Source organism: Brevundimonas sp. (assembly GCF_032055285.1).
Classification (GTDB): domain Bacteria; phylum Pseudomonadota; class Alphaproteobacteria; order Caulobacterales; family Caulobacteraceae; genus Brevundimonas.
The window spans coordinates 113,305-137,712 of sequence record NZ_DAMBRE010000005.1 but is presented as its reverse complement, the minus strand read 5'-3'; the positions used below and the strand labels follow the sequence as shown (position 1 = coordinate 137,712).

Annotated in this window: 27 protein-coding genes; 11 read left to right on the top strand and 16 right to left on the bottom strand. The window is 65.5% G+C overall.

Going from position 1 to position 24,408, the window contains the following annotated elements; all coding sequences use genetic code 11:
* Positions 1–39: 39 nt before the first annotated feature.
* The 6 genes from RTY13_RS13110 to RTY13_RS13085 form a co-directional block, all read right to left on the bottom strand.
* Complete coding sequence (locus RTY13_RS13110) at positions 40–1,146, bottom strand: endo-1,4-beta-xylanase (RefSeq protein ID WP_312784017.1); 1,107 nt, start codon at positions 1,144–1,146, stop codon at positions 40–42.
* A gap of 184 nt (positions 1,147–1,330) precedes the next feature.
* On the bottom strand, positions 1,331–2,056 hold the full coding sequence (bcsS, locus tag RTY13_RS13105; RefSeq protein ID WP_312784015.1) for a cellulose biosynthesis protein BcsS: 726 nt from the start codon (positions 2,054–2,056) through the stop codon (positions 1,331–1,333).
* A 92-nt stretch (positions 2,057–2,148) separates the two neighbouring features.
* Positions 2,149–3,285 (bottom strand): NAD-dependent epimerase/dehydratase family protein, encoded by a 1,137-nt coding sequence (locus tag RTY13_RS13100; RefSeq protein WP_312784013.1) that lies wholly within the window; start codon positions 3,283–3,285, stop codon positions 2,149–2,151.
* Between the two features lie 12 nt (positions 3,286–3,297).
* Complete coding sequence (locus RTY13_RS13095; RefSeq protein WP_312784012.1) at positions 3,298–4,734, bottom strand: glycosyltransferase family 2 protein; 1,437 nt, start codon at positions 4,732–4,734, stop codon at positions 3,298–3,300.
* Positions 4,735–4,821: 87 nt separating this feature from the next.
* Positions 4,822–5,856 (bottom strand): UDP-glucuronic acid decarboxylase family protein, encoded by a 1,035-nt coding sequence (locus RTY13_RS13090; protein WP_312784011.1) that lies wholly within the window; start codon positions 5,854–5,856, stop codon positions 4,822–4,824.
* Positions 5,857–6,100: 244 nt separating this feature from the next.
* Positions 6,101–7,276 carry a DNA cytosine methyltransferase gene (locus RTY13_RS13085; RefSeq protein ID WP_312784010.1) on the bottom strand — a complete coding sequence of 392 codons (1,176 nt, stop codon included), beginning with the start codon at positions 7,274–7,276 and terminating at the stop codon, positions 6,101–6,103.
* 120 nt (positions 7,277–7,396) lie between these two features.
* Between RTY13_RS13085 and RTY13_RS13080 the strand changes: the two genes are divergently transcribed.
* Positions 7,397–8,716, top strand: coding sequence for an Hsp70 family protein (locus RTY13_RS13080; RefSeq protein WP_312784009.1), 1,320 nt, complete (start codon positions 7,397–7,399; stop codon positions 8,714–8,716).
* Here the strand turns inward: RTY13_RS13080 and RTY13_RS13075 are convergent.
* Together RTY13_RS13075 and RTY13_RS17710 are read right to left on the bottom strand one after the other, a co-directional pair.
* Positions 8,713–9,360: a glutathione S-transferase family protein gene (locus tag RTY13_RS13075; RefSeq protein WP_312784008.1), complete on the bottom strand. Its 648-nt coding sequence runs from the start codon at positions 9,358–9,360 to the stop codon at positions 8,713–8,715. The genes RTY13_RS13080 and RTY13_RS13075 overlap by 4 nt on opposite strands.
* Positions 9,357–9,905 carry an STM3941 family protein gene (locus RTY13_RS17710; protein ID WP_409450311.1) on the bottom strand — a complete coding sequence of 183 codons (549 nt, stop codon included), beginning with the start codon at positions 9,903–9,905 and terminating at the stop codon, positions 9,357–9,359. Before RTY13_RS17710 ends, RTY13_RS13075 begins: the two co-directional genes overlap by 4 nt.
* A 192-nt stretch (positions 9,906–10,097) precedes the next feature.
* On the opposite strand from RTY13_RS17710, the gene RTY13_RS13070 reads away from it, so the two are divergent.
* Positions 10,098–10,451, top strand: a complete 354-nt coding sequence (locus tag RTY13_RS13070; protein WP_312784007.1) for an ArsC family reductase — start codon at positions 10,098–10,100, stop codon at positions 10,449–10,451.
* On the opposite strand, the gene RTY13_RS13065 is transcribed toward RTY13_RS13070, so the two are convergent.
* Complete coding sequence (locus tag RTY13_RS13065; protein ID WP_312784006.1) at positions 10,448–10,687, bottom strand: DUF2188 domain-containing protein; 240 nt, start codon at positions 10,685–10,687, stop codon at positions 10,448–10,450. The genes RTY13_RS13070 and RTY13_RS13065 overlap by 4 nt on opposite strands.
* A gap of 10 nt (positions 10,688–10,697) precedes the next feature.
* The gene (locus RTY13_RS13060) at positions 10,698–11,192 is read right to left on the bottom strand and encodes a hypothetical protein (RefSeq protein ID WP_312784005.1); all 495 of its coding nucleotides are present in this window, start codon (positions 11,190–11,192) and stop codon (positions 10,698–10,700) included.
* On the opposite strand from RTY13_RS13060, the gene RTY13_RS13055 reads away from it, so the two are divergent.
* The 9 genes from RTY13_RS13055 to der all read left to right on the top strand — a co-directional run bounded on the left by RTY13_RS13055 (position 11,181) and on the right by der (position 18,170).
* On the top strand, positions 11,181–11,822 hold the full coding sequence (locus tag RTY13_RS13055) for a hypothetical protein (protein ID WP_312784004.1): 642 nt from the start codon (positions 11,181–11,183) through the stop codon (positions 11,820–11,822). The two genes, RTY13_RS13060 and RTY13_RS13055, sit on opposite strands and share 12 nt — an antisense overlap.
* 24 nt (positions 11,823–11,846) lie before the next feature.
* Entirely contained in the window at positions 11,847–12,374 is a 528-nt protein-coding gene (locus RTY13_RS13050; protein WP_312784003.1) for an RNA polymerase sigma factor, read from the top strand.
* On the top strand, positions 12,364–12,660 hold the full coding sequence (locus RTY13_RS13045; protein ID WP_312784002.1) for a hypothetical protein: 297 nt from the start codon (positions 12,364–12,366) through the stop codon (positions 12,658–12,660). Before RTY13_RS13050 ends, RTY13_RS13045 begins: the two co-directional genes overlap by 11 nt.
* A gap of 118 nt (positions 12,661–12,778) precedes the next feature.
* Positions 12,779–13,153, top strand: a complete 375-nt coding sequence (locus RTY13_RS13040; protein WP_312784001.1) for a DUF6249 domain-containing protein — start codon at positions 12,779–12,781, stop codon at positions 13,151–13,153.
* A gap of 25 nt (positions 13,154–13,178) precedes the next feature.
* Positions 13,179–13,736 carry a sigma-70 family RNA polymerase sigma factor gene (locus tag RTY13_RS13035; protein WP_312784000.1) on the top strand — a complete coding sequence of 186 codons (558 nt, stop codon included), beginning with the start codon at positions 13,179–13,181 and terminating at the stop codon, positions 13,734–13,736.
* Positions 13,726–14,151: a hypothetical protein gene (locus RTY13_RS13030; RefSeq protein WP_312783999.1), complete on the top strand. Its 426-nt coding sequence runs from the start codon at positions 13,726–13,728 to the stop codon at positions 14,149–14,151. Before RTY13_RS13035 ends, RTY13_RS13030 begins: the two co-directional genes overlap by 11 nt.
* Positions 14,152–14,296: 145 nt before the next feature.
* Positions 14,297–15,067 carry a tetratricopeptide repeat protein gene (locus RTY13_RS13025; RefSeq protein ID WP_312783998.1) on the top strand — a complete coding sequence of 257 codons (771 nt, stop codon included), beginning with the start codon at positions 14,297–14,299 and terminating at the stop codon, positions 15,065–15,067.
* Positions 15,068–15,090: 23 nt separating this feature from the next.
* Positions 15,091–16,512: a PQQ-binding-like beta-propeller repeat protein gene (locus RTY13_RS13020; RefSeq protein ID WP_312783997.1), complete on the top strand. Its 1,422-nt coding sequence runs from the start codon at positions 15,091–15,093 to the stop codon at positions 16,510–16,512.
* Positions 16,513–16,544: 32 nt separating this feature from the next.
* Positions 16,545–18,170, top strand: coding sequence for a ribosome biogenesis GTPase Der (gene der, locus RTY13_RS13015; protein WP_312783996.1), 1,626 nt, complete (start codon positions 16,545–16,547; stop codon positions 18,168–18,170).
* Positions 18,171–18,250: 80 nt separating this feature from the next.
* Here the strand turns inward: der and RTY13_RS13010 are convergent, their stop codons facing one another.
* The 6 genes from RTY13_RS13010 to radA form a co-directional block, all read right to left on the bottom strand.
* On the bottom strand, positions 18,251–19,516 hold the full coding sequence (locus RTY13_RS13010) for an O-antigen ligase (protein ID WP_312783995.1): 1,266 nt from the start codon (positions 19,514–19,516) through the stop codon (positions 18,251–18,253).
* Between the two features lie 103 nt (positions 19,517–19,619).
* Positions 19,620–20,381: an SDR family NAD(P)-dependent oxidoreductase gene (locus RTY13_RS13005; protein WP_312783994.1), complete on the bottom strand. Its 762-nt coding sequence runs from the start codon at positions 20,379–20,381 to the stop codon at positions 19,620–19,622.
* Between the two features lie 49 nt (positions 20,382–20,430).
* On the bottom strand, positions 20,431–20,772 hold the full coding sequence (locus RTY13_RS13000) for a VOC family protein (protein WP_312783993.1): 342 nt from the start codon (positions 20,770–20,772) through the stop codon (positions 20,431–20,433).
* Positions 20,773–20,778: 6 nt separating this feature from the next.
* Positions 20,779–22,284 (bottom strand): amidophosphoribosyltransferase, encoded by a 1,506-nt coding sequence (purF, locus tag RTY13_RS12995; protein WP_312783992.1) that lies wholly within the window; start codon positions 22,282–22,284, stop codon positions 20,779–20,781.
* A gap of 81 nt (positions 22,285–22,365) precedes the next feature.
* Positions 22,366–22,902 carry a CvpA family protein gene (locus RTY13_RS12990; protein WP_312783991.1) on the bottom strand — a complete coding sequence of 179 codons (537 nt, stop codon included), beginning with the start codon at positions 22,900–22,902 and terminating at the stop codon, positions 22,366–22,368.
* A 34-nt stretch (positions 22,903–22,936) separates the two neighbouring features.
* Positions 22,937–24,310: a DNA repair protein RadA gene (gene radA, locus RTY13_RS12985; RefSeq protein WP_312783990.1), complete on the bottom strand. Its 1,374-nt coding sequence runs from the start codon at positions 24,308–24,310 to the stop codon at positions 22,937–22,939.
* Positions 24,311–24,408: the final 98 nt, after the last annotated feature.

Genomic DNA, 24,408 nt, shown 5'->3' with positions numbered 1-24,408 from the left:
CGCCGGACTAATGAAACCGCAAGTTCTGAACCCTCGCGGTCAGGCGCTGGCGCGAAGGGTTTCGTTCAGGGCCCAGTACATGGGTTTGGGGCTATAGGCGTCGTCATAGGGCAGGCCGCGGTTGGCGCCGTGTGCGGCGCGCACGCGGGCGTCCACTTGCTCGGTCAGCCAGGAGAATTTGTCGGTCAGGCCCCAGGTCACGACGCCGCGCACCTCAGGGAAGGCCAGCATGACGTCGAGATAGCGGCGGGTTTCGTCCGCCACCTTCTGGTCGCGCGCCGCGGTCGGAGCGGCGGCTTCGGATTCCTTGACGTCGAGTTCGGTCACCGTGATGTCGAGACCGAGATCGATCAGGGCCTTGGTCATTTCCTGCAGGCCGACTGCGTCGATCGGCCCCTTGGACAGGTCCAGGTGGGCTTGAACCCCTACGCCGTCCAGGGGGACGTTCGCGGCGCGCAGCCGGCGAGCCAGAGCGACGAATGCCTGACGGCGGGCCTTGTCCACGGGATTGCCGTACTCGAACCCGTAGTCGTTGATGACCAGATGGGCTTTGGGCGCATAGGCCCGCGCCTCTTCCATCGCGCGCTCGATATAGGTCGGGCCGAAGGCGCGGAAGAAGGTGTTGCGGCGCAAGGTGCGGGCGCCCGCCTCGGTGTCGATGGGCTCGTTGATCACGTCCCATTCCTCAATACGCGAGCCGTAGCGGCCGAGGACGCGCGAGAAGTGCTCGGACATCAGTCGCCAGTCGCGCTTGTCCAGCATTTCATGCTTGGCCCAGTCGGGCGTGCTCTGATCCCATAACAGGGTATGGCCGCGCACGCGCAGACCGTTGTCGTCGGCGAACGTCAACAGATCATCGACGGGGTCGAAGTGGAACTGTCCCTTGCGCCACTCCAGCGAGTTCCATTTCAGATGGATCTCGGGGGTCAGCACCTCGCAGTCGCGCAGAACGGCGGCGCGCAGGGCTTTGTCCTGAAGCAGGTGATCGGCGCGGGCGGCGGCCCCGTAGTACCGTCCGCCGCTGCGCGCGGCGTGGGAGAGGGAAGGCGGCAGGCTGGACGTGTCAGGCAGAGCGGCGCCTTCTCCCTCGGCCCAAGCGCCATGCGGCGCAATAGCGAGCGCGGGCGTCAGTGCAAGACCGGCCAATACAGATCGTCGTGACGGAAGCGTCAGCATACTACGCCTAGCCTTCTCAGGTCGCGGAGAAGAGTAAGCGTGCTTGTTAAACTTCCCGGAGATAATGCCGAGTTAACAATTGCCCTTTGGTGTTTCTAGGGCCGAAATTAATTCGATGTTGGGCGAGGGGGCTTGGATTTGCTGAAGAGTAGCGTCAGAAACTGCGATAGAAGCCGACGCGAACATAGCCATCGGAATCGCGGTCGTCGCCGTCACTTAGGCCTGCCGAAATCTGGAACTCGGCCTGATCGCCGACCTTGACGCCCAACACAGGGCCGACGTGGTAGGCGGAATAGTTGGAATCTCCGTCCGCTGCGACCTCCAGGCCCAGACGCATGCGGCCAGAGCTGCCCACGGTGTGGGTCAGGCTGACCAGAGCGTCATAGTCGTCGAGCGTGAAGCCATAGGATCCATACCAGTCGACGCGCCAGGGACCCGCGACATGGCCGCCGTCCAGGCTGACCATGACTTCGCCCTCGCCGCCGTCGCGGCGGTTGCCGGGGTCTGCCGGGCTCAGATCGGTGTCCACATAGCGATAGCCCAGGCCTAGGCTGCCCCAGGTCGGGCCTGAACCGTAGCGATGGACCAACTCGGCCTGGGCCCCGGTGAAGTCGGCGTCGATGGTCGTGGGGCCGCTGTTGTATTCGTAGCCGCCGGTGAAGACTGCGCCGCGAACCGCCCAGCCCCTGTTGTCGACCGATCCCGGCAAGCCGAAGGTGGCTCCGGCATAGGCGGAATCCGCAACATCGATCTTGCCGCCCGCGAAGATGGTCACATCGCTTTGCGCGAAAGCGGCGCTCGTCCAACAGGCCGCGCCGACCATGGCCGTCGCGGCTGCGATTGCGGTTCTCGATGCGAGGCGACGGCGAAGATCGGTCATGAACATTCCTGACGATAGTATCGGCGCACCGCATTCTCAGCGGCGCAGAGGAAGGCGCTTCAGCGAAGGCTGGATCATTTTGGTTAATACTTTCAGACGACCAATTTCCCTCGCGCGAGTTCAGCCATGCATTCAGCGCTTCGATCGACGGGCGCACTGACGTGGGACACCCAGGAGATCAGTTCTTCCATGCCGGAATCCATGTCGCGCTCCGGCTTGAAGCCGTAGGCGCGTTCGATCTTGGAAATGTCGCCGAAACAGTGCCGAATGTCGCCCACGCGATACTTGTTCAGCACCTCGGGTGCGATGTTCTTGCCCAGAAGGCGGGCCAGGACGCCGGCGATCTCATTGACGGAGATCGGCGTGCCGCTGCCGACGTTGAACACGTCCCAGGTCTGACGATCACTGTCGAGCACAGTTGCGAAGGCGCGGGCCACGTCCTGAACGTGGACAAAGTCGCGCATCTGCCGACCGTCCTCGAAGACCAGGGGGGGCTGATCGTTCAGGAGGCGAGAAATGAAGATGGCCGCGACACCAGTATAGGGGTTGCTCAGCGCCTGACGCGAGCCGTAGGCGTTGAACAGACGTAGCGCCACCGTCGGGATCTGCAGCGCCCTGCCGACCGAGAGGAACATCTCCTCGTGGTCGCGCTTGTTCACGGCGTAGATGGAGTTGGGCTGCAGCAGCTTGTCCTCCGCCGTGGGGACGGGCTCCAACTCCTCGCCCTCGACCATAACCTCCCACTGTCGCGCCTCAAGCTGGGCGTGTGAACGCACATCGGCGGTGACATGGGCATGGGTTGAGGGGCGGACGTAGTCCCCCTCGCCATAGATCGACATGGACGACGCCACGGCGATGCGCTCCACCGTATGTGGTTTCTGCGACAGCACCTCCAGCATGACGGCGGCGGCCATGACGTTGTTGCGAGTGTAGTCGACGATGTTGGTCATGCTTTGTCCGACCCCCACCGAGGCCGCCAGGTGGGCCAGATGGGTCACGCCTTGTAGCGCCGCCTCGAACACGCCTTCGTCCAGCACGTCGCCTTTGATCCGTCGAGCGCGAGGGTCGAGATAGGTTGGCCAGCCTTCGGCGTCCATTTCACCGTCTGCGTGAACCTGAGGCGACAGGCTGTCCAGAACGCTCACGCGGTATCCGCGCGCCAGCATGGCGTCGACTAAGTGCGATCCGATGAAGCCGGCGCCGCCGGTGATCAGGATATGCTTTTCCATGACCGCTTCCGCTCAGTGATGGTGATGGGGGAGAACGCCGAACTGATCCAGCTTGGACCGCACAAGCGTATTGTTGGCGTCGATCTTCTCGGTGCGCTGCCAAACCTGACCGCTGTCCTTCAGGTACATGACGAAGCCGAGCGTCAGGGGAATGATCCAGACACACCACCAGATCATGACGAAGACCGGATTGACCATCAGCATGTAGCCGATGCGGTCCGTCGTGCGTTCCAGCACCAGGCCCGTTCGCGTCCAGGTCCGCATGTAGAGGCCGACGATCAGGACGGTGAAGGCGATGATGTTGAACACCGACAGAACCACCAGCCACAAGGGAAGGGCGCTGTCGCCGGTGAAGAAACGCCACGCCGCCCAGATGCCGAGTGGAATTCCCAGGGTATTCACCCACAACGACATGCAGGGCAGGAAGTTGGTCCAGGCGCGCATCCGCTCGCCGAAGGAGAAGTCCATCTCTTTCAGCGGCGCGCCGAGGCTCTGGAAGAAGCCCGCCACCCAACGTTTTCTCTGGGTGATGCCCTCGCTGAAGGTTTCGGGCACCTCTTCGATCAGCGAGCCCTCGATGATGCCCAGGGTCTTGCCGTTCTTCCAGAAGCGCTCGCCCACCTCGGGGTCCTCGATGGTGATCCAGGGGTGGAAGCCGCCGAGCGCGATCAGATCGTCGACCTTGAAGAACAGTCCCTTGCCCAGCACCCAGAAGGGTTGTTTGGGGTCGGACAGGTGGCCGTACTTGGCGCCGTCCCAGGTCATGTGGTCGAAGGCATGGAAGGCGGCGGCCAGACTGGCGTTCAGGTTGCCTGCGACGTTCCGCGCCTGGAGCACGTCGTATGTCTGCAGCCCGATCGCGGCGGCCTTGAAGTGGTCGGCCGGCGGGCAACTGTCGGCGTCGATATAGTCGATGGTTAGTTTGGTCTTGTCACGATAGGTCTCTGCGACCTGATACAGGGCGTAGATCAGTTGCCGGGTCTTCTTGGGCGGCAGATCCTTTACGCCCGCGCGCTTGCCGCTATGCCACCAGTAGGCCTTGGGGTTGGCGTCCCAAGCGTTCCAGACCATGTCCCAGCGAGGATCGCTGGTCGGCGGAACGGCCAGAATTTCCACGAAAGGGTAGGTCTTCGTCAGTCGTTCCAGGCTGGCGATTGTCTCGACGTCGTTCGAGTTGGGGATGGCCAGGACACGATAGCGGTCGCTTGGGTAGTCCAGCTTCGCCAGGGCTGTGAAGGTCGTCTCCATGGTGCGTTCGAGTTCCCGCAGCACGGGATAGAGCAGGACGATGAAGGGAGTGTCCGATTCGGCGGGCATGGGGGCGTTCATGTCGACCTGATTGACCCGCAGTGACCGGAAGTACATCTCGAGCAGGAAGCAGCCCAAATAGAGCAGCTGCGATATGGCGAACAGCCAGATCAGGATCGTCGGGATACTATAGTTTTGCATCGAAAGGCCCGCCCAGGATTTTCGTGGTGAAGTACTGTCGTTCCGGTGGTGTCGTGCGTGTCTCTTTGAGGCAGTGTTGCGCTGATTTCAGGATGCGAAGGCGTTGGTCTGATTGCGGCCGCTGTTTCTCATTTCGTCCAGGAAGTAGGCGATGGTTCGGGACAGGCCGTCCTGCAGCGGCACTTGCGGCGACCAGTTCAGGCGCGTCAGGGCGCGTGAAATGTCGGGCTTGCGGCGGCGGGGGTCGTCCACGGGCAGGGGGTGATAGACGATCTTGGATGACGATCCCGCCATGGCGAGAATCTGCTCGGCCAACTGGTTGACGGTCGTTTCATTCGGATTGCCGATGTTGATGGGTCCGTCGATGTCCGCATTGGCGTTCATCAGCCGCACGAAGCCTTCGACAAGGTCGTCGACGAAGCAGAATGAGCGGGTTTGTTCGCCGCTGCCGTAGATGGTGATGTCCTCGCCGCGCAGGGCCTGCACGATGAAGTTGGACACCACGCGCCCGTCGTCGGGATGCATGCGCGGGCCATAGGTGTTGAAGATGCGCACGATCCGGGTCGTCAGGCCGTGTTGAGCGCCGAAGTCAGTGACCAGGGTTTCGGCGAAGCGCTTGCCTTCGTCGTAGCAGGAGCGGGGGCCGACCGTGTTGACATTGCCTCGGTAGTTTTCCGTCTGCGGATGCACCTCAGGGTCGCCGTAGATTTCGGAGGTAGAAGCCTGGAAAAAGCGGGCGTTGTCGTCAGCGGCGCGCTTCAACAGATTGAGTGTCCCGAGCGAGCAGGTCAGCGCGGTTTTCACACGATCATATTGATAGTGAACCGGTGAGGCCGGGCAGGCCAGATTGTAGATCTGGTCGCATCGGGGAATGGCGGCCGGCAGAGGCTCGTTGATGTCGTGATGCACGAGCGTGAAGCGTTCCGACGCCTTTAGGTGCTCGACATTTTGCGGGCGTCCAGTGTGGAAGTTGTCGACACAGAAGACCGAATGCCTGCTATCGATTAATTGGGTGCAAAGATGCGACCCTAGAAATCCAGCTCCACCAGCAACAACTATTACAGCCGAGCTCGGTTCGACATAGTTTTCATGGCGATTGTAGAAATGACGATTTTCAACCATCTCTTACAGCCCTAAGTGATCAGTTGCTTGTATCTTGGATACTTGGCTTTGGCGATTTCATTCATCTTTAAGGCGAGTGCGCCAAAGCTAAGCGGGACGTTAACCTCCCCTTAACCAACATTTCGGGCTTGAGTTCCGTTTACATTCCCGACGAATCGCGCTTTGCCGCATTTTGGCCGCATGCCGCTTATCGACGCCGAGGGCCATGACCAAGGCGCCGGAAACCAGTCAGGTTTGATCGGGTTTAGGCGACCCGCGCAGGCCGGGCGGCTGCGACGTGCGAGCCGGACAGGGGCTCGAAAACATGTTCCGCCAGATGCCGCACGACCGGAGCCGCGACTCCGTCGCCGGTCAGATGATAGGCGTCGCTGTATTGCCGGGGCAGGACATAGCTGTCCTTCAGCCCCATCAAGCGCGCCGTCTCTCGCGCCGAGATCAGGCGCGAACGGATGCGCCGTCCCTCGACCACCAGGATGACCTGACGGCTGGAGCCGCCCGAAGGGGTGCGCAGGCAGCCGGCGACGTCGTCAAAGCGAACCTCGGCGCGTTGGACCTTGGCGCCGGTCTCGTCAATGCGGGTGCGGCGATAGACGCCGCCGACCATGCGGCGCCCGGCGCGCTTGGCGGCGGCGACCTTGGCCAGGTGGACCGGCGACATCATGTCGAGCAGCTTCTTCGTCTCGGCCTGGGTGTGCCAGGCGACGCTGGTCGGGCGGTCCTCGATGATGTCGGCGAAGGTGGCGATGCGTCGCTCGGGCGTCGGCACGTTCCACCACAGCAGATGCTCACGCACGTCGACGGGCAGGGCGCCGACCGCCCGGCGCAGGGCGCGCGTGTGGAAAGGCTCGATCGGTTCGGGCGACAGCAGATCGGAGGCGACCTCCACGTCGGCGTGGACGCCGATGACGAACAGGCGCGGGCGCGACTGGGGCACGAACAGGTCGGCGTTGATGACCAGGGCGCCATAGCGATAGCCCGCCTCGGCGAAGGTCCGGCAGATGGCCTCGAAGTCCTTGCCGCCGTGGGACGTCAGGGCGCCGCAGACGTTCTCGACCGCCACCATGCGCGGCGCGCGGTCGTCCTTGATCAGGCCGTGGATGAGGTCCCAGAAGGCGTAGAAGGTGCCGGACCGCTCGCCCTTCAGCCCTGCGCCGGCTCCGGCCAGCGACAGGTCCTGACAGGGGAAGGAGCCCCAGACCATGTCGGCCGTGCCCGGCAGTTGCGCCGCCTCCAGCGCGCGGATGTCGCCCACCGTCAGCTCGCCGCCCGTGCCCCAGTTGGCCTGATAGGAAAAGCCCTTCTTGGCGTCGAAATCATTGGCGAACAGGCAGGTCCAGTCGGCGCCCAAGCCAGCGCGGACCATGCCGCCGCCGGCGAAGAACTCGTAGAAGCTGGGGGCTGAATCGGACGAATCGCGCATGGGGCGACTGTGAAGCAGCCGGGCCGTGGGGTCCATTTGCTGCGACAAGTCATGCACGGCCTTGACGTGAGCGGGCAGGGGACTACGAACCCCGGCCCCTCTCCCCGCAGGTTCTCCCCCATGACGTCCGCGACGCCCGCCACCATCGGCATCGACTTCGGCACGACCAATACGGTGGTGTCGCTGACCCACGGCGACGGCCCCGCGACCCTGGTGCGGTTCCAGGTCGAGGAGAAGGACCTGTTCGCCTTCCGCTCGGCGTTGAGCTTTCAACTGCACGAAGCGCGCGACGGCGGCTCGCCCGAGCGGGTGATCGAGGCCGGGCCCTGGGCCATCGAGGCCTATGTCGAGGACCCGCTGGAGACGCGCTTCATCCAGTCGTTCAAGACCTTCGCCGCCAGCGCCGCCTTCACCGAGACGCGCATCGACAACCGCCGCTATCGGTTCGAGGACCTGTTGTCGGCCTTCCTCCTGCGGCTCAAGCACCATGCCGACGGGGCGATGGACGACTTGCCGCCGCGCATCATCGTGGGGCGGCCCGTGACCTTTGCAGGCGGCAATCCCAATGAGGCTCTGGCGCTGGAGCGGTATGAGGCGGCGTTTGCCCGTCTGGGCTTCACCGACATCCGCTATGCCTATGAGCCCGTCGGCGCAGCCTTCTTCTTTGCGCGCGAGTTGAAACAGGACGCCAATGTCCTGGTCGCCGACTTCGGCGGCGGCACCAGCGACTTCTCCATCGTGCGGTTCGAGCGGGCGGACGGCGCGCTGACGTCCACGCCGCTGGCGCGGTCGGGCGTGGGCGTGGCGGGCGACGCCTTCGACTATCGGATCATCGACCAGCTGGTCTCGCCGGAACTGGGCAAGGGCAGCCTGTACCGGGCCTTCGACAACCGCCTGCCGATCCCCCAGCGCTACTACAGCGCCTTTGCCCGCTGGGACCAACTGGCCCTGCTGCGCGCGTCCAAGGACATGCGCGACATTCGGGGACTGGCCTCGACCGCGCTGGAGCCCGAGAAGATCGAACGCCTGATCGAGGTGCTGGACCACAACCACGGCTACGCCCTCTATCGCGCCGTCTCGGGCCTGAAAGAGGCCCTGTCGCGCGAGGAGGAGGCGATCTTTTCCTTCATCGCCGGATCGGTGCGGATCGAGAAGCCGGTCAAGCGCACAGAGTTCGAAGGCTGGATCGCGCCGGAACTTCAGGCCATGGAGGTCGCCGTCGACGAGGCCATGGCCCAGTCGGGTCTGGACGGGGCGCAGATCGACCGCGTCTTCCTGACCGGCGGCACCTCCTTCGTGCCGGCGGTGCGCGACATCTTCATCCGCCGCTTCGGCGCCGACCGGATCGAGACGGGCGGCGAGTTTGAATCCATCGCCTCGGGCCTGGCCCTGATCGGCCGCGAAGCCGACCTGGACCTGTGGAGCCAAAAGGCCGCTTAATCGCGGTCGGGCGCGCCCAGCGGGAAGTAGGCGCGGTAAGGTCGGGCCTCGTCCACCGCCCGCGCCATCGACGGCCGGGTCAGCAGCCGGGCGCGATAGGCTTTCAGCGTCGTGAAGCGATCTTCGATGGGGTGGGACCAGTCGGCATAAAAGAGCGCGGGCGCGGCGGCGCAGTCGGCCAGGCTGAAGCCGTGATCGGTGGCCCATTCCCGCCCCGCCAGCCGCTCGTCCAGCCAGGCGTAAGATGCGTCCAGCATCCGCTTCGCCTCGGCCACGCCATAGGGATCGCGGTCGCCCTCGGGCCTCAGGGCGTCGGCCACCAGCTTCTGCTGCGGCGTCGAGACATAGTGGTCGAACACCCGGTCCATCATCCGCACCTCGACGGCGGCGGCGGGATCGTCGGGGATCAGCCGCACCGGACCGGGGTGATGCACAGCCAGATGCTCGATGATGGAGGTCGCCTCGACGACCGTGCGGTCGCGGTCCTGCAAGACCGGAAACTTGCGCACCGGCCACAGCGCCGTCAGTTCGGCGAAGGCGGCCTCGCCCTCCAGCAGCCGGAACTCGAACGGCGTGTCGTTCTCATACAGCGCGATCAGCGCCTTCTGGCAGTAGGACGAGAAGGGATGGGCGTAGAGCTTCATGAGGGCTCCTTCAGGCGCTGATAGCCGCCTGCGGGCATTCCAAGCGTCAGCGAAGGGTGGGAAGCTGATCTCAAGTAGTGCGGAGCCGATATCGTTCCTTGGCGGATAGCAACTCTTCTGCCAGTCGGATGGGGGGGCATATTCAAGCCTCCCGGCAGCGATCCGTCGTAGCCGAGCTTCGCCCTTGTGATGGCGCGAGACTGCTCGTTATTTGTCCAGACCACCCTTGCGCCTCCCATCTGCCGAAGGACCGTGATCCGGTCGATTTCGTCCCATCTGTAGTGCTTTGTTCCTCTCCAACCCCTCCTCAAACTGAACCCATCACTTTCAAGTACAAGGCGGTCGGGGACAAAGAGCGCGATCAGCCAGCTCAAAAAGCAAATCCCGAAGAAGACGATACTGGTCCAGCCTGTCAGATGTTGCAAAACTGCGGGATGGCGTGCCGTGCCAGTTCCGTTGATGAGAACCCACCCCATCCAGACGAAGGCAATGCTACCTAGGACCCCGAGGGCAGCCTTCCATCTCGCAGTCCGGCAGAGATGCATCGGTCGATGGTCGTCAGCGTCACTCATCTCGCTCTCGCCCTGCTAGGCCGTAGGCCTAATGTAGCGCTGGAAAGGTGGCGCGTCTTCAAAGGCTCGGAAGTCGATATCCATTTCAAATCAGAAAAGTGGAAATTTGACCCCTCCGCCGCCCGATGCCAGATCGCGGCCCTCAGCAAAGCGAGGGAGCGCCCCATGACCATCACCCTGCACGGCATCAAGGCCTGCGACACGATGAAGAAGGCGCGCGTCTGGCTGGACGGGCAGGGCGTGGACTACGCCTTCCATGACTACAAGGTGGCGGGCGCGAATAAGGCTGATCTGGAGCGCTGGATCGCCGAGCATGGCTGGGAGACGGTGCTGAACCGCGCCGGGACCACCTTCCGCAAGCTGTCGGACGCGGACAAGGCCGACCTGAACGCCGACAAGGCCGTCGCCCTGATGCTGGCCCAGCCGTCGATGATCAAGCGGCCGGTGCTGGACCTGGGCGACGGGCGGACCCTGGTCGGCTTCAAGCCCGAGCGCTATGCCGAGGCCTTTGGCGCTTAGTCCTCGACGGTGGTTTCCGGGCGGTCGTGGCCGTCCGCGCGTTCGGTGATCCACTGGCCCGAGGCGTCCTCGAACTCGATCCAGGAGGTGCGGTCCGGCACCTGCTGTTCGCGCGAGACCGCGACGGCGGCGGCGCGCGCGGCGTCGTGGGTGGCGAAGGTCTCGGAGAAGCTGTCGCCCAGCTTGTAGGCCCAGCCGCCGTCATGCGGGACGATGCGATAGACGATACGGGTCACGCGGTCTCCTTTACGCGAGGGCCGCCGACGACAGGCGACGGCGGCGGGACATAAGCTGAAGGCTCACCCCGAGGATCAGCAGGACCAGCAACGTCAGTTGGAAGCCGACCACCAGCGGATCCTCGACGCCCGAGGCGACGGGATCGCCCGCCGGCAGCCGCGTCAGGGTCTCGGTGACGCTGGGCAGCAGCAGGGTGAAGTAAGAGACGCTGAGCGCGATGGTCTCGATCGACCAGCGATAGCTGGCCAGGGGCTTGATGAAGCCGACCGTCGCGCCGACCGTCAGCGAGATCAGGCTGAGCGCCGCCACGGCCGCGCCCGGCGGGGTCTTGATGACGAAGATGGCCGAGATGGCGCCGATGAACATGAAGGCCAGATAGGCCTTGCCCATCCGCGTGGCGGGGTCGATCCGCCCATGCATCAGCAGCAGGATCAGGCCGATGGGGACTGCGGGCAGACTGCCGAGCGTATGAAACCAGCCCAGCGCAGACAGTTGGGGCAGCATGGCGACACCTCAGGTTCAGGAGGAAGGATCAAGGCCACTGCACGCGCGAACAACGCCGCGCCGTCACCGTTGATCGACCCGAGGCCGCTGTCGAGTCACGCTGTGGTGACAAAAAGCCAAGTCGGCTGCATCCGTTTCCGCGTTCGGCGACGACTACTCTATGAAAGCGCAGGGGCGATGGTCGCCGGGGCGCAGGGGGAGAGAGCGATGGAAAGCCTGTTTCGTGACTTCTGGTGGTTGATGTTCCCGCTGGCCTGGATCGTCGGCAGCGCCTTTTCGAGCTTCTTCCGCTATCGCGGCCAGAAGAATGCGCTGGATCTGGTGCGGACCTATGTCGAGCGCGGCCAGGAACCGCCTGAGGCGCTGTTGCGGATGATTGAAAAGCCTCACGATCCCGACGCCGTGTGCGAGGTGTCGTTTGAGGCTTCAACGCCCCGTGCGCCGCGCGTGGCGGCGGACTACTGGTCCTTGTTCGGCTTGTTTGCTGCCCTGGCCGCCGGGTTCGGATCCGCCGGCGCTTTTACCGGCATTGATGGGGGCAGCGGCGCCTTTCTGGTTGTGGCGGTCACCATGGGCGCGGTGGCGATCTGGGCGCTGATCAACGCCCTGACCCGGCGCGGGCGATCCTGAGGCGTCAGTCGGGGGCTGGGGGGCATGACGGATGCGGAACTGGTCGGTCTGACGCGGACGGGGTCGGACATCGCCTTCACTCGGCTGGTCGAGCGGCATCAGGCGGCGCTGCGGGGGTTCTTGCGCAGAACCCTGGGCGGCGGCTGGGCCGAGGCCGACGACGTGGCGCAGGAGGCGATCCTGACCGCTTGGCGCAGCCTGTATCGGCTGAAGGACGCGACCGGCTTTCGCAGCTGGCTGCTGGGCATCGCCTGGCGCAAAGCCCAGGACCGGATACGTTCGGCGCGGCGTGGCGCGGCGCGCGACGCCGATTGGCTGGGGACAGTGGATGCGCCATCTGGCGTTTCACTTACCGACCGACTGGCGCTTGCCGGGGCGATGGCAGATCTGCCGCCGGACGTGCGGGCCTGCGTGGCCTTGTGCTTGGCCGACGGCTGGTCGCACGCCGAGGCGTCTCTTGCTCTGTCCTTGCCGATAGGAACCGTGAAGTCGCATATTGCTCGCGGTCGAGCGCGCCTGTTCGAAGCGTTGGGAGGTCTCGATGACGCCTGAACAGAAGTTGGAGGCCTTTTTCGCCAATGACGCTGCGCCTGCGCGCGATCTTGTCTTCATGACCGTGGCGGCTCAGAGGATCGCCCGACGTCGCGCAATTCTGTCTGTGCTGGCCTGTCTGCCTTGGGCGGTCGTGGCGGCAGCGGTGTTGTGGGCCTTGCGGCCAATGCTGGATATGGTGGGGGCAGGGTTCGGAGAGTTGGAGCCGGCCTTGGGCGTGGTGGGGTTGAGCGCCGTCGCTGTGGGAACGGTTTTCTGGGCGGTTCGTCGACTGGCGCTGGGTTGAACCACCTTACAAAGAGTTCATGCGCGATCCTGCATCTGATCGGCGCGCTCATCACCTCTTGTTATCAGAAGGCCGCAGCGTCACGCTCGGCTCCACTGTTCAAGAAGGGGCGAAACCCATGGAAGAGTTCATTCCCGTTGCATTCTTCATCATGATCGGTGCGATCGTGATCGTGCCGAGCTGGCTGAAGAGCAAGGAGCGCAAGGAGATGCAGGCGACCCTGCGCTCGGCCATCGAAAAGGGCCAGCCCTTGCCGCCCGAAGTCATCGACTCGCTGAGCAAGGACAACATCAAGCCTCCGGCGTCGGCGGCGCGCGACCTGCGGGTTGGCGTCATCCTACTGGCGGTCAGCCTGGGCGTCGCCCTCTTTGGCTACATGGTCAGCTTCGCTGAAATGGACGCCTTCTATCCCATCGCCGGCAGCGCCGCGGTTCCGGGCATGATCGGTCTGGCCTTCATCGTCCTGAGCATCTTCAACAAGAACAAGGGCTGAGGGGCGACGGGGAGGGGAGACCGTCATGGCCAAGCCTTTACGTGACCTGCACGATGTCGAGCTCGCCGCCCTGTCGGCGGCGGGCGGGCGTCGCGAGTTCGGGGAGTTGGTGCGTCGCCACAGCCCGGCGGTGCGCGGCCTGCTGCGTCGGATGGGGGCGCAACCCGCCCTGGCCGACGACGTGGCCCAGGACGCCTTTCTTCTGGCGTTTGAGAAATGCGCCGAGTTTCGCGGCGAGGGGACCTTCGGCGCCTGGATCAAGCGCATCGCCGCGCGTCTGTATCTGAAGCGTCGTTCGAAGGACGCCCGCTATGTGGACGAGGTCGAGAACGACGAAATCGCGCCCAACGTCGACAGCGCCGGGCGGATGGATCTGGATGAGGCGATGAAGGGGCTGACGGAACCGGAGCGCCTGTGCGTCTCCCTGTGCCACGGGGCGGGCCTGTCCCATCCTGAAATCGCGGCCGCCATTAATTTGCCGCTTGGAACGGTGAAATCTCATGTCAAGCGTGGTCTGGATAAACTTCGGGCCCGGCTCCAGTCGGAACCGGTTGCTCACGGGAGCGCGTCCCATGTCGGTTGATGAGTTCGACCCTGCCATCGAGCGCCTGTTCGCCAAGGCTCCGAGCTTTGCCGATTCGGCCCAGTTCGAGGCGGCCTTGGCCGCGAAACTCAACAAGTCCTCGCGTTTCCGCACCGTGGCCCTTTCGGCGGCGGGACTGATCGGCGGCGTCATCGCCGTGCGCGAGGTCCTGAACGTTGATTTCAATTTCGCGTCGTCGTCCGTGTCTGCATCGGCCGGCTCAGAGCCTGCCGCTCAGGGGCTGAGCATGGCCGGCGTGGACGCCGCTCAGGCCGCGCAATCCTTGCTGGACCGGATTGGTCTGGCTGGGCTGGACTTCAGCGCCATGGGCGGGATGCAGATGTTCTGGGCCACGGCTGGCGTGTTGGTTGCGCTGCTTGCGGCCGGGGTCGTGAAGCTGTCGCAGGAAATCTGAGCGCCGTTTTCCTGCCGAAGTCGCGACCTACTGCTGAAATTTCAGGTCGCGGCGCGAACGCCTGCGTTGCGGGCAGGACGACGACCCTCTAGGGTCGCGCCGGTTTAGCGACCAGTCTTGGCAGCGGTTTTTGGGGCGACGTTTCGTGGTTGATGTCTTCGAACAGGTCGAGGAGGAGCTTCGCTCCGATCGATACAAGCGCTTGGCTCGCACCTGGCTGCCGATCGGCGCAGGTTTGCTGGCGGTCGCGCTCGTCGCCGCCCTGGGCTGGTGGGGCTGGCAGAGCTATGTGACGAATCAGGCTGATAAGGCCTCGGCCGCCTATGACCGCGGCATGATCGCCTTGCAGGCCAATAATCCGTCGGGCGCTGACGCCGCCTTCGCCGAAGCCGCCAAGTCGGGCAACGGCGCCTACAAGGCGCTGGCCCTGATGCAGCAGGCCGGCATCGCCGTCACGGCCAACAAGATCGAGGATGCGGTCAAGCTGTTCGACGACGCCGCTAAGGCCGCTGGCGATCCGATCATCGCCGACGCCGCCGCGATCAAGGCGGCCTTCCTGCTGATGGACACAGCCCCGCTGGCCGATATCCAGAAGCGTCTGGAGCCTCTGGCGAACGACAAGCGCCCGCTGCACGCCTTCGCGCAGGAAGCCCAGGCCATGGCCCTGCTGCAGCATGGCAAGACCGCCGAGGCGCGTCAGATCTTCGTCCAGCTGCAACTGGGTCAGAACGTGCCGGACGACATCCGCCAGCGCGCCCAGGCGGGGGTTCAGGCGGTTGATTCGGGCACTGCGCCTGCTCTGGCCGCCATCGTTCGCGCTGCTGTCGCCCTGCCGGCGCCGGCTGCTGCGCCTGTTGCGCCGGCTACGGCCGCCGCCGCTCCTGCCGAAGCGGCGCCCGCCGCCGCTCGCCCGTAATCGCCGCTTTCAGGACGCCCTGCATGAACCGAACGCTGAAAGTCGCCCTGCTGTGCGGTCTGGCCATGACCGTCGCCTCCTGCGGCACGGTGCGTAACGCCCTGCCGTTCGGATTGGGCGGACAAAAGGAAGACATCGCCAAGGCGACCGAAGGTCAACGCGTCTCGATCCTCGAGTTCGAGCAACAGCTGGCGCCTTCGGCGGCCCTGTCGGGGCGTGACTTCTTCCTGCCGGGACCGCAGGCCGCCACGGCGTGGACCCAGCCCGGCGGCAACGCCGAAAACGCGGTCGAGCACGTCATCGCCGCTCCTGAGTTCACCGTGGCCTGGAAGCGCAACATCGGCGCCGGCTCCAGCAAGACGCGTCAGGTCATGGCGCCGGTCGTGGCCGACAACGGCAAGATCTTCGTTCTGGACGGCGAGGCCGGCGTGACCGCCGTCGACGCCGGCAGCGGCGCGGTTCTGTGGAAGGCCGACGTCAAGGTCGATGAGGCCGATCGCGGCTCGCGCTTCCTGGGCATCGGCTTCGGGGGCGGTGCAGGCGGCGGCGGCTTCGGCGGCGGCGTAGCCGTCGGCGGCGGCAAGGTCTTCGTTTCCTCGGGCTATCGCTCCATGACGGCGCTGGACGCCGCTACGGGCGCAGTGGTCTGGACGTCGAAGGTTGATCTGCCGATCCACGGCGCGCCGACGGTTCAGGGCCAGCGGGTCTTCGTCATCGATGTCGACAACCAGCTGATCGCCTTCAACGTGAACACCGGCCAGCAGGACTGGTCCTATCGCGGCATCACCGAGCCGGCCCGCATCATGCGCGCCTCCAGCCCGGCGGTCAGCGGCGACACGGTCCTGGCGCCCTTCTCCTCGGGTGAACTGGTGGCGCTGCGCGCCTCGAACGGTCAGCCCGTGTGGCAGGAGGTGCTGTCGCGCACCAGCCGCACCAGCGCCCTGTCGGAGATCCGCGACATCGCCGGTCGCCCGGTCGTCAGCCGCGGCTTTGTCTACGCCATCAGCCAATCGGGCGTCCTGCAGTCGATGGACATTCGCTCGGGTCAGGCCAAGTGGTCGCTGCCGGTCGCTGGCGTCAATGCCCCTCTGCCGGTCGGCGACGTCGTCTATGTCGTGTCCAAGGCGGGCGAACTGACGGTGGTCAATCGTGACTCGGGTCAGGTCTACTGGACGCGCGACCTGAACGAGGGGCGTGTCCGCAAGGAAGGCGGCATTCTGGGCTTCGGCAAGCGCACCGTGCGTCCGACATGGTCGGGTCCGATCCTGGCATCGAACCGTCTGGTGCTGGTCAATTCGGACGGCGAGGCCGTGGCCTTTGATCCGAAAACCGGCGCGCAGCAGTCCAGCATCCGGCTGGGTGCGGCGGCCTATATCGCTCCCGCCGCCTACAACGGCGCCCTCTATGTCCTGACGGACAAGGGCGAACTGGTCAGCATCCGCTGATCTTTTTTCTGAATTTGAGTTAGAAAGCCGACATGGCTCTAAAAGTCGCCATCGTCGGCCGGCCCAACGTGGGCAAGTCGACACTGTTCAACCGACTCGTCGGCAAGCGTCTGGCGCTGGTCGATGATCGCCCGGGCGTGACCCGTGACCGTCGCTATGCCGACGGCAATATCGGCGACATGGATCTGACGCTGATCGACACGGCCGGCTACGAGGACGTCACCGACGAAAGTCTTGAAGCACGCATGCGCGAGCAGACCGAGGCCGCCATCGAGGACGCCGACGTCATCCTGTTCACCATGGACGCCCGCGAGGGCGTGACCCAGTTGGACCGCATCTTTGCGGACCGTCTGCGCAAGGTGCACAAGCCGGTCATCCTGCTGGCCAACAAGTCCGAGAGCCGCGAAAGCTCGGGTGGCGTAGGCGAGGCCCACAGCCTGGGCTTCGGCGAACCGGTCGCCATCTCGGCCGAGCACGGCGAAGGCATGGCCGACCTGTATCAGGCCCTGCTGGTCGCTTCCGAAGATGTCTTCATCGAGGAAGAGGAAGAGACCGACAAGCCGATCCGTATCGCCATCATCGGCCGTCCGAACGCGGGCAAGTCAACGCTGATCAACCGCCTGCTGGGCGAAGATCGCCTGCTGACCGGTCCCGAGGCCGGGATCACCCGCGACTCCATCTCGGTCGACTGGGAATACGAAGGCAAGGCGATCCGCTTCGTCGACACCGCCGGGATGCGCCGCAAGGCCCGCGTCCAGGAGAAGCTGGAAAAGCTATCGGTCGCCGACACCATCCGCGCCATCACCTTCGCCGAGGTGGTCGTGCTGGTGATGGACAAGGACGACGCCTTCGACACCCAGGACCTGCAACTGGCCGACCTGGTCGAGCGCGAAGGCCGCGCCCTGGTCTATGTCGCGTCGAAGTGGGACCTGGAGGAAGAGCCTCAATCCAAGATGGCCGAGCTGAAACGCCTGGCTGAGGACAAGCTGCCGCAACTGAAGGGCTCGCCCTTCGTGGCCCTGTCCTCGCACAACGGGCGCGGCGTGGATCGGCTGATGCCGGCCATCATCAAGGCCTATGAAACCTGGTCGGTGAAGGTCAAGACCAAGGACCTGAACACCTGGCTGTCCATGGCCACCCAGAGGCACCCGCCGCCCGCCGTCGACGGCAAGCGCGTGAAGCCGAAATATATGGCCCAGACCAAGGCCCGTCCGCCGACCTTCGTGCTGATGGCCAGCCGCGCAGGCGACATGCCTGAACACTACAAGCGCTATCTGGTGAACAGCCTGCGCGAGAGCTTTGACCTGCCCGGCACGCCGATCCGCCTGACGGTCAAGTCGGGCTCGGCCAACCCCTATGCCGAGGGCGGCGCCAAGTCCGGTCCCGAGCGTTACAAGGGCACGGCCAAGACTGCGCCGCGCAAGGTGCTGAAGGCCGAGAAGGCCGCTGAAGCCCTATCCAACCTGCCGGGCAAGGCGCTGGAGCAGAAGAAGTCGGGCATCAAACCCAAGGTGAAGGCCCTGGGCGGGCTTAAGGCCGGCGCCAGCAAGAAGGCCGGTCAAAGCGTAGCCGTCCAGAAAGGCGCCCGCGGCGGCGCCCGCCAGGTTTCGCGCTCGGGCCGTATTCGCACCGGCCAGAAGCACGCGCCAAAGAAGTAGGCGGGTCGCCCGGGGCGGCTTGTAAAGGTTGAGGGCGAGCCGTCAGCGACGACGGCTCGCCCTTTTTCTTTGAGCGAGCCCTAGGCCTGTCTTGTTCGCCTGGTTCGTTTGTTGGCGGCGACTATGCGGGCGGGGGCGTCCTGATCGCCGATGACCGCCTTCAAGGCCAGGGCGACGAACAGCACCCAGCGCAGGTTGTGCCAGTTCATGGTGATGCTCTCGGTCAGCATGGTCAGGGTGTAAGCTGTCATCATCGGCATAAGCAGCCAGCCAGACGGCCGGGCATAGGCCGCCCATAGCGAACGCCCCCACATCTCGATCATCCAGGCGGCCAACAGAATGACGCCGGGAATGCCCAGGGCCAGATAGACTTCCAGCCAGCCGCTGTGGGCGTGGGCGGCGCTGAACTTGGCTTCATAGGCGATCCAGGCCTTTGGACCGGCTAAGGAGGCGTCGTCCCAGATCGCGCCATAGCCGAAGCCGGACCAGGGGCGTTGTTCCATTTGGTGCAGGATGCCGCTCCAGATCTCGGTGCGGCCCGTTAGCGTCGCGTCCTTGCCCAGCAGGTCGAAGATCAGGTCGCTTTGCGTCGCAACCACCAGCAGGGCGGCGCAAACGACCATGATGGCCAGCCAGGTGCCGATGATGGCCCGCTTGGGACCGCCCTGAACCAGGCCGACGAACCCCATGCTGGCGAAGGCGAGAACCAGGACCACCAGACCGGTTTTGGAGGTTGAAAGAATGACTAGGGCGGAGGCGAGCGCTGCGCACACCAGCCAAAGCCTCCGTCGCTGGGGAACCATGACGGCCGCCGCCGCCATGCATATGGCGGCCAGCCCCATGTTCTCGCCCAGGGCGTTCTTTTCCAGCCACAGGCCGCGCCAGGCTCCGGGAAACAATTCATGCATCCGCCCCCACTCGGGCATCAGGGCGCCAAGGAAGAGGGAGGCGACCATCATCACCGTCATGGCGACGGCCAGGACCTCGGTCAGGGTGGACCATCGCCAACGCGCCGCCAGAGCGACGCCGCCCAGAGTAGTGAACAGCAAGGCCATGATCCGACGCAGCGTTACGTCGGGCGTGATCGACCAGGCGACTGAGGCGGCGGTGAGCAGCAGCATCAGGATGAGCAGGGGCGATCGCCCCACGGCCTTCAAAGCCGTGCCGGGCCGCGTCAGCAACAGGCCGACGGCCAGAGCATAGGCGGGATAGAAGCCGTTTCGCAGGAAGTCCGCAGAGCGAGCGCCATAGCCCGTCATCGGCGCCGCCCAGGACTGGGAATAGATCAGGACGATCATCACCGAGGCGATGAAGGCCAGGATGTCGCCATAGGGGGTGGCGCGCATGACGGGCGCGGGTCGCGTGGCTGCGTCTGCCGCTGTTCGGACGGCGCGTCCGGTCGGTCCTGAAAGCCGCCCCCCCGGCGACTGGATCGACATGAGCCGGTCTCTAGACCTGAATTTCCGCCGACAGGCCTTGCTTCCAATCCTTGAAGCTGACGGTCAGGGGCGGGGTCAGGTCGGGACGAGCCAGTTCGACCATCAGGGGGCCGATCTCCGAAGGATGGGGCAGAACCGCGGGATCTTCGCCCGGGAAGGCCTGGGCGCGCAACTGGGTGCGCATGCGGCTGGGATCCACCACGGCGACGCGGATGGGCGTGCTTTCGACTTCGTCGGCCCAGCACTTCACCAGGTTCTCGGCCCCGGCCTTGGTGGCGGCGTACATGCCCCAGAAGGCGCGCGGGTCAGCAGCGACGCTGGTGGTCAGATAGATGGCGCGGCCGGCGTCCGAGGCGCGCAGCAGCGGCTCCAGCGAGCGGATCAGGCGATAGACGCCGGTAAAGTTGATCTTCTCGACCTTGGCGAACTCGCGCGGTTCGGCATGGGCGACCGGCGTCAGGCCCGACGGGCCCATGGTGGCGGCGGCCTGAACCCAGATGTCCAGCTTGCCGAAACGCTCGAACAGGGCGCCGCCCAGACGGTCGATGGCGCCGCCGTCCACCAGGTCGAACGGGACCAGTGTGGCGTGCTGGCCGGTGGCGGCGAAGATGGCGTCGTCCAGCTCTTCCAGGCCGCCCTGCGTGCGGGCGGTCGCTACGACGTGGGCGCCGGCCTTGGCCAGGGCCAGGGCGGTCTCATAGCCGATGCCGTGCGAGGCGCCGACGACCAGGGCGATGCGATTTGCGAGGGGAAGGGAAGCGTGTTCGGACATGTTGCGCTGATAGCGCGCCGACTGATCCTGCGAAAGGCTTAGCCTTGCATCAATAGCCAGGCGCCGGTTGCCACAGGCTGAAGCTGACGCCCTGGTCGTCGGCGACGACGGCGGACAGGCCGGACGGGCTCTGGGCCGGCATGGCGGCGTGGCCGCCCAGTTCCTTCACCCGCGCGCATGTGGCGTGAATGTCGTCCACGCGGAAGTAGAGGTGGGGATAGGCCCGGTGCTCGCCCTTGGTGATGCCGAAGGCGGGATCAGAGCCGCTGACGTGGGCGTAGGCCGGGTGCGAACTAGCTTCGTCGAAGGTCCAGCCGAACAGGCCCGCATAGAAGGCGCGGGCCTTTTGGATGTCCGGGGTGTCGAGTGTGAAGTAGCCGAGTTGGATCATACCGCCTTAAGCGGTCACCAGCAGGGAAAGTTGCCCGCCCTTGGCGTCTCGGCCGCCTTCTTCGATTTCGCGGTCCAGCAGCCGGGTCGGATAGTCGCCGGTGAAGTAGTGGTCCGTGAACTGGGGATTGGCGGCGTCGCGCGGTCCGGCGCCGAGGGCGTCATACAGGCCGTCGATGGACAGGAAGCCGAGCGAATCGACTTCCAGGATGGCGCGCATCTCGTCCATGGTGTGGGTCGCGGCCATCAGCTGCGTCCGTTCGGGCATGTCGATGCCGTAGAAGTCGGGGAAGAGGATCTGCGGGCTGGCCGAGCGCAGGTGAACCTCCTTGGCGCCCGCCGCGCGCACGGCGCGGACCAGCTTCAGCGAGGTAGTGCCGCGCACGATCGAGTCGTCGATCAGCACGACGCGCTTGCCTTCCAGGGCCGAACGGTTGGGGCTGTGCTTCATCCGCACGCCCTTTTGCCGAGCGCCCTGGCTGGGCTGGATGAAGGTGCGGCCCAGGTAGTGGCTGCGGATGATGCCGACTTCGTACGGAATGCCGCTTTCTTGCGCATAGCCGAGAGCCGCAGGCACGCCCGAGTCCGGCACAGGCACGACGATGTCGGCCTCGACCTCGAACTCGCGTGCCAGGCGGCGACCCATTTCCTTGCGGACGTTATAGACCGAGCGGCCGTTCACCACGCTGTCGGGGCGGGCGAAGTAGACATACTCGAACAGGCAGGGTCGGGCGGCGCGGGGCGGGAAGGGCTTGATCGAGGTCAGGCCGTCCTCGTCGATCACGACCACTTCGCCGTGTTCGATGTCGCGGATGAAGGTGGCGCCGATGGTGTCCAAGGCGCAGGTCTCGGACGCCAGAACCCAGGCCTCGCCGACCTTGCCCAGCACCAGGGGGCGGATGCCCAGCGGGTCGCGGGCGCCGATCATCTTGTAGCGGGTCTGGGCGACCAGGGCGTAGCCGCCCTCGATCCGGCCCAGGGCGTCGATGAAGCGCTCGACGATCTTGGCCTTACGGCTGCGGGCGATCAGGTGAAGGATGGCCTCGGAGTCCGAGGTGGACTGGAAGATCGCGCCTTCCGAGACCAACTGGCCGTGCAGGTATTTGAAGTTCGTCAGGTTGCCGTTGTGGGCGATGGCGATACCGCCCTGGTCCAGATCGGCGAACATCGGCTGGATGTTGCGCAGGAAGCTGCCGCCGGCGGTGGAATAGCGGGTGTGGCCGACCGCGGCGCCGCCGGGCAGGCGGGTGGTCAGCTCGGCGTTGCCGAAGGCCTCGCCGACGAGGCCCTGATGGCGCTCGGTGTAGAAGCGGTCGTCGTGGACGCTGGCGATGCCGCAGGCTTCCTGACCGCGATGCTGCAGGGCGTGCAGGCCCAGCGCGACGATGGAGGAGGCCTCGTTCTCGGGCGCGCCCCAGACGCCGCAGACGCCGCATTCCAGCCGCAGCTGGTCATCCTCCGGCTCGCGCCAGTGCTCGCGGTGAACGATGGGATCGGCGATATGGTGGCGCATCGTCAGGCTCCGATGACCGGGACAGGATAACTCAGGCGGCGGCGCCGCGCACGTAGTCCGCCATTGCGTCGAGGGCAAGGCTCATTGATCGGAAAACCCTTCGCGGACGGAAGAACCGACCACGGGAGTCAGGGCGTCGGCGCCCTTTCCAAGCGTCGGCAGGACCGTCTGGATGGCCTTTGCCGAGGCTTCGCTGACAGACGACAGGGCCGCTTCGGTTAGCCAGCGCGGGGGATTGTCGGACATGACGCCCATGATGGTCAGGTGCGCGGCCCCGATCAGGGCCAAGGCCCGCACGGCGCCCAGCGTCAGACCGAAGGTTTGATCAAGGGCGCCGAGCGCATTGCCGCGTGCGCCCTTGGAAATCGCCGCGCCGAGCAGGCGCAGGCCGAAGTAGAGAATCAGGAAGGTCAGCCCCACGGCGAGCACCGATCCGGCCCAGTCGGGATCGACCAACGACCGCCCCACCGGCGCGGTCCAGGGCAGGGTGATCAGGGCCAACAGGCCCGCCAGGAAGAAGCTGAAGAAGGCCGTCAGCTCGCGTACGCCGCCCCGGAACCAGCCGGCGGCGCCGGAGGCCAGAAGCACAAGGATGACGAAGACGTCGTAGCCGGTCACGCGCGCTGCAATCGCTGGAGAAGAAGACGCCGCCTCAATAGCGGTTTTGGGAGATTCGCTCGACCACCTCGGTCAGCAGGCCTGCGGCCGTGACGGCGACGTCGCCCTTCTTGACCTTGTCCTTGGCCTGAGACGGGGCCAGAGCGCGGTCGAAGCCGAGCTTCTTGGCCTCTCTCAGCCGCGCCTCGGCGCGATTGACGGCGCGGACCTCGCCCGACAGGCCGATCTCGCCGAAGACGACGCAGCCTTGCGGCAGGGGCTTGTCCAGCGCCGAACTGATCAGGGCGGCGGCGGCGGCCAGGTCGGCGGCGGGTTCATTGATCCGCAGGCCCCCGGCGATGTTCAGATAGACGTCCTTGTCGCCGAAGCCGAGGCCGCAGCGGGCCTCCAGCACGGCCAGCAGCATGGCCAGACGACCGTTGTCCCAACCCACGACCGCGCGGCGCGGCGTGCCGTAGGCGGAGGGCGCGACCAGGGCCTGAATCTCCACCAGAACCGGTCGCGAGCCTTCGATGCCTGCAAAGACGGCGGCGCCCGGCGCGCGGTCCTTGCCTTCACCCAGGAAGAGGGCCGACGGGTTGGTGACCTCACGCAGGCCGACGTCGCTCATCTCGAAGACGCCGATCTCGTCGGTGGCGCCGAAACGGTTCTTGCCCGCGCGCAGGATGCGGAAGGGATAGCCGCGCTCGCCCTCGAAGCTGAGGACGGCGTCCACCATGTGTTCCACCACGCGCGGCCCGGCGATCTGGCCGTCCTTGGTGACGTGGCCGACCAGGACGATGGCCGGACCGCCGTCCTTGGCCAGCCGCACCAGTTCGGCGGCGCAGGCGCGGACCTGTGTGACCGAGCCGGGGCCGGCCTCGTGGGCGTCGGACCACAGGGTCTGGATGGAATCGATGATGACGATGTCGAACCTGTCGCGCTTCAGCGTCGTCAGGATTTCGCGCAGGGCCGTCGCGGAAGCCAGGGACACGGCGGCGTCGGCGACGCCCATGCGCTTGGCGCGGGCGCGGATCTGTTCGATGGCTTCTTCGCCCGAGATATAGGCCACGCGGGCGCCGTTGCGGGCCGCCTTGGCCGTGACCTCCAGCAGCAGGGTGGACTTGCCGACGCCGGGGTCGCCGCCCAGCAGGATGGCCGAGCCCGGCACCACGCCGCCGCCGCAGACGCGGTCGAACTCGGTCACGCCGGTGACGATGCGCGGCGGCTCGGGCGTGTCGGATTGCAGGGTCTCGAACGTCAGGCCGCGTCCGCGTGCCGTCGAGGCGGGCTTCATCGCGCCGGGCGGGGCCGACTTGGATTCCTCGGACAGGCAGTTCCATTCCCCGCAGCCGGAGCATTGCCCCGACCACTTGGAGTGAACCGCCCCGCAGGACTGACAGACATAGAGAAGGGTGTCGCGCGCCATGCCCCTGACCTAGCAGGAATCGCGGCGCGGGCGAGGGGCCATGCGACGGGCTGCGTCCGGTTCTGACGCAGGGCGACGCGCGCGGCTTGCATTGGGCC

Excerpts from the sequence above, each read along its gene's own strand:
- bcsS (WP_312784015.1), bottom strand. The coding sequence starts at position 2,056 with ATGACCGATCTTCGCCGTCGCCTCGCATCGAGAACCGCAATCGCAGCC.
- RTY13_RS13100 (WP_312784013.1), bottom strand. The coding sequence starts at position 3,285 with ATGGAAAAGCATATCCTGATCACCGGCGGCGCCGGCTTCATCGGATCG.
- RTY13_RS13095 (WP_312784012.1), bottom strand. The coding sequence starts at position 4,734 with ATGCAAAACTATAGTATCCCGACGATCCTGATCTGGCTGTTCGCCATA.
- RTY13_RS13090 (WP_312784011.1), bottom strand. The coding sequence starts at position 5,856 with ATGGTTGAAAATCGTCATTTCTACAATCGCCATGAAAACTATGTCGAA.
- RTY13_RS13085 (WP_312784010.1), bottom strand. The coding sequence starts at position 7,276 with ATGCGCGATTCGTCCGATTCAGCCCCCAGCTTCTACGAGTTCTTCGCC.
- RTY13_RS13080 (WP_312784009.1), top strand. The coding sequence starts at position 7,397 with ATGACGTCCGCGACGCCCGCCACCATCGGCATCGACTTCGGCACGACC.
- RTY13_RS13075 (WP_312784008.1), bottom strand. The coding sequence starts at position 9,360 with ATGAAGCTCTACGCCCATCCCTTCTCGTCCTACTGCCAGAAGGCGCTG.
- RTY13_RS17710 (WP_409450311.1), bottom strand. The coding sequence starts at position 9,905 with ATGCATCTCTGCCGGACTGCGAGATGGAAGGCTGCCCTCGGGGTCCTA.
- RTY13_RS13070 (WP_312784007.1), top strand. The coding sequence starts at position 10,098 with ATGACCATCACCCTGCACGGCATCAAGGCCTGCGACACGATGAAGAAG.
- RTY13_RS13060 (WP_312784005.1), bottom strand. The coding sequence starts at position 11,192 with ATGCTGCCCCAACTGTCTGCGCTGGGCTGGTTTCATACGCTCGGCAGT.
- RTY13_RS13050 (WP_312784003.1), top strand. The coding sequence starts at position 11,847 with ATGACGGATGCGGAACTGGTCGGTCTGACGCGGACGGGGTCGGACATC.
- RTY13_RS13045 (WP_312784002.1), top strand. The coding sequence starts at position 12,364 with ATGACGCCTGAACAGAAGTTGGAGGCCTTTTTCGCCAATGACGCTGCG.
- RTY13_RS13040 (WP_312784001.1), top strand. The coding sequence starts at position 12,779 with ATGGAAGAGTTCATTCCCGTTGCATTCTTCATCATGATCGGTGCGATC.
- RTY13_RS13035 (WP_312784000.1), top strand. The coding sequence starts at position 13,179 with ATGGCCAAGCCTTTACGTGACCTGCACGATGTCGAGCTCGCCGCCCTG.
- RTY13_RS13030 (WP_312783999.1), top strand. The coding sequence starts at position 13,726 with ATGTCGGTTGATGAGTTCGACCCTGCCATCGAGCGCCTGTTCGCCAAG.
- RTY13_RS13020 (WP_312783997.1), top strand. The coding sequence starts at position 15,091 with ATGAACCGAACGCTGAAAGTCGCCCTGCTGTGCGGTCTGGCCATGACC.
- der (WP_312783996.1), top strand. The coding sequence starts at position 16,545 with ATGGCTCTAAAAGTCGCCATCGTCGGCCGGCCCAACGTGGGCAAGTCG.
- RTY13_RS13010 (WP_312783995.1), bottom strand. The coding sequence starts at position 19,516 with ATGCGCGCCACCCCCTATGGCGACATCCTGGCCTTCATCGCCTCGGTG.
- RTY13_RS13005 (WP_312783994.1), bottom strand. The coding sequence starts at position 20,381 with ATGTCCGAACACGCTTCCCTTCCCCTCGCAAATCGCATCGCCCTGGTC.
- RTY13_RS13000 (WP_312783993.1), bottom strand. The coding sequence starts at position 20,772 with ATGATCCAACTCGGCTACTTCACACTCGACACCCCGGACATCCAAAAG.
- purF (WP_312783992.1), bottom strand. The coding sequence starts at position 22,284 with ATGCGCCACCATATCGCCGATCCCATCGTTCACCGCGAGCACTGGCGC.
- radA (WP_312783990.1), bottom strand. The coding sequence starts at position 24,310 with ATGGCGCGCGACACCCTTCTCTATGTCTGTCAGTCCTGCGGGGCGGTT.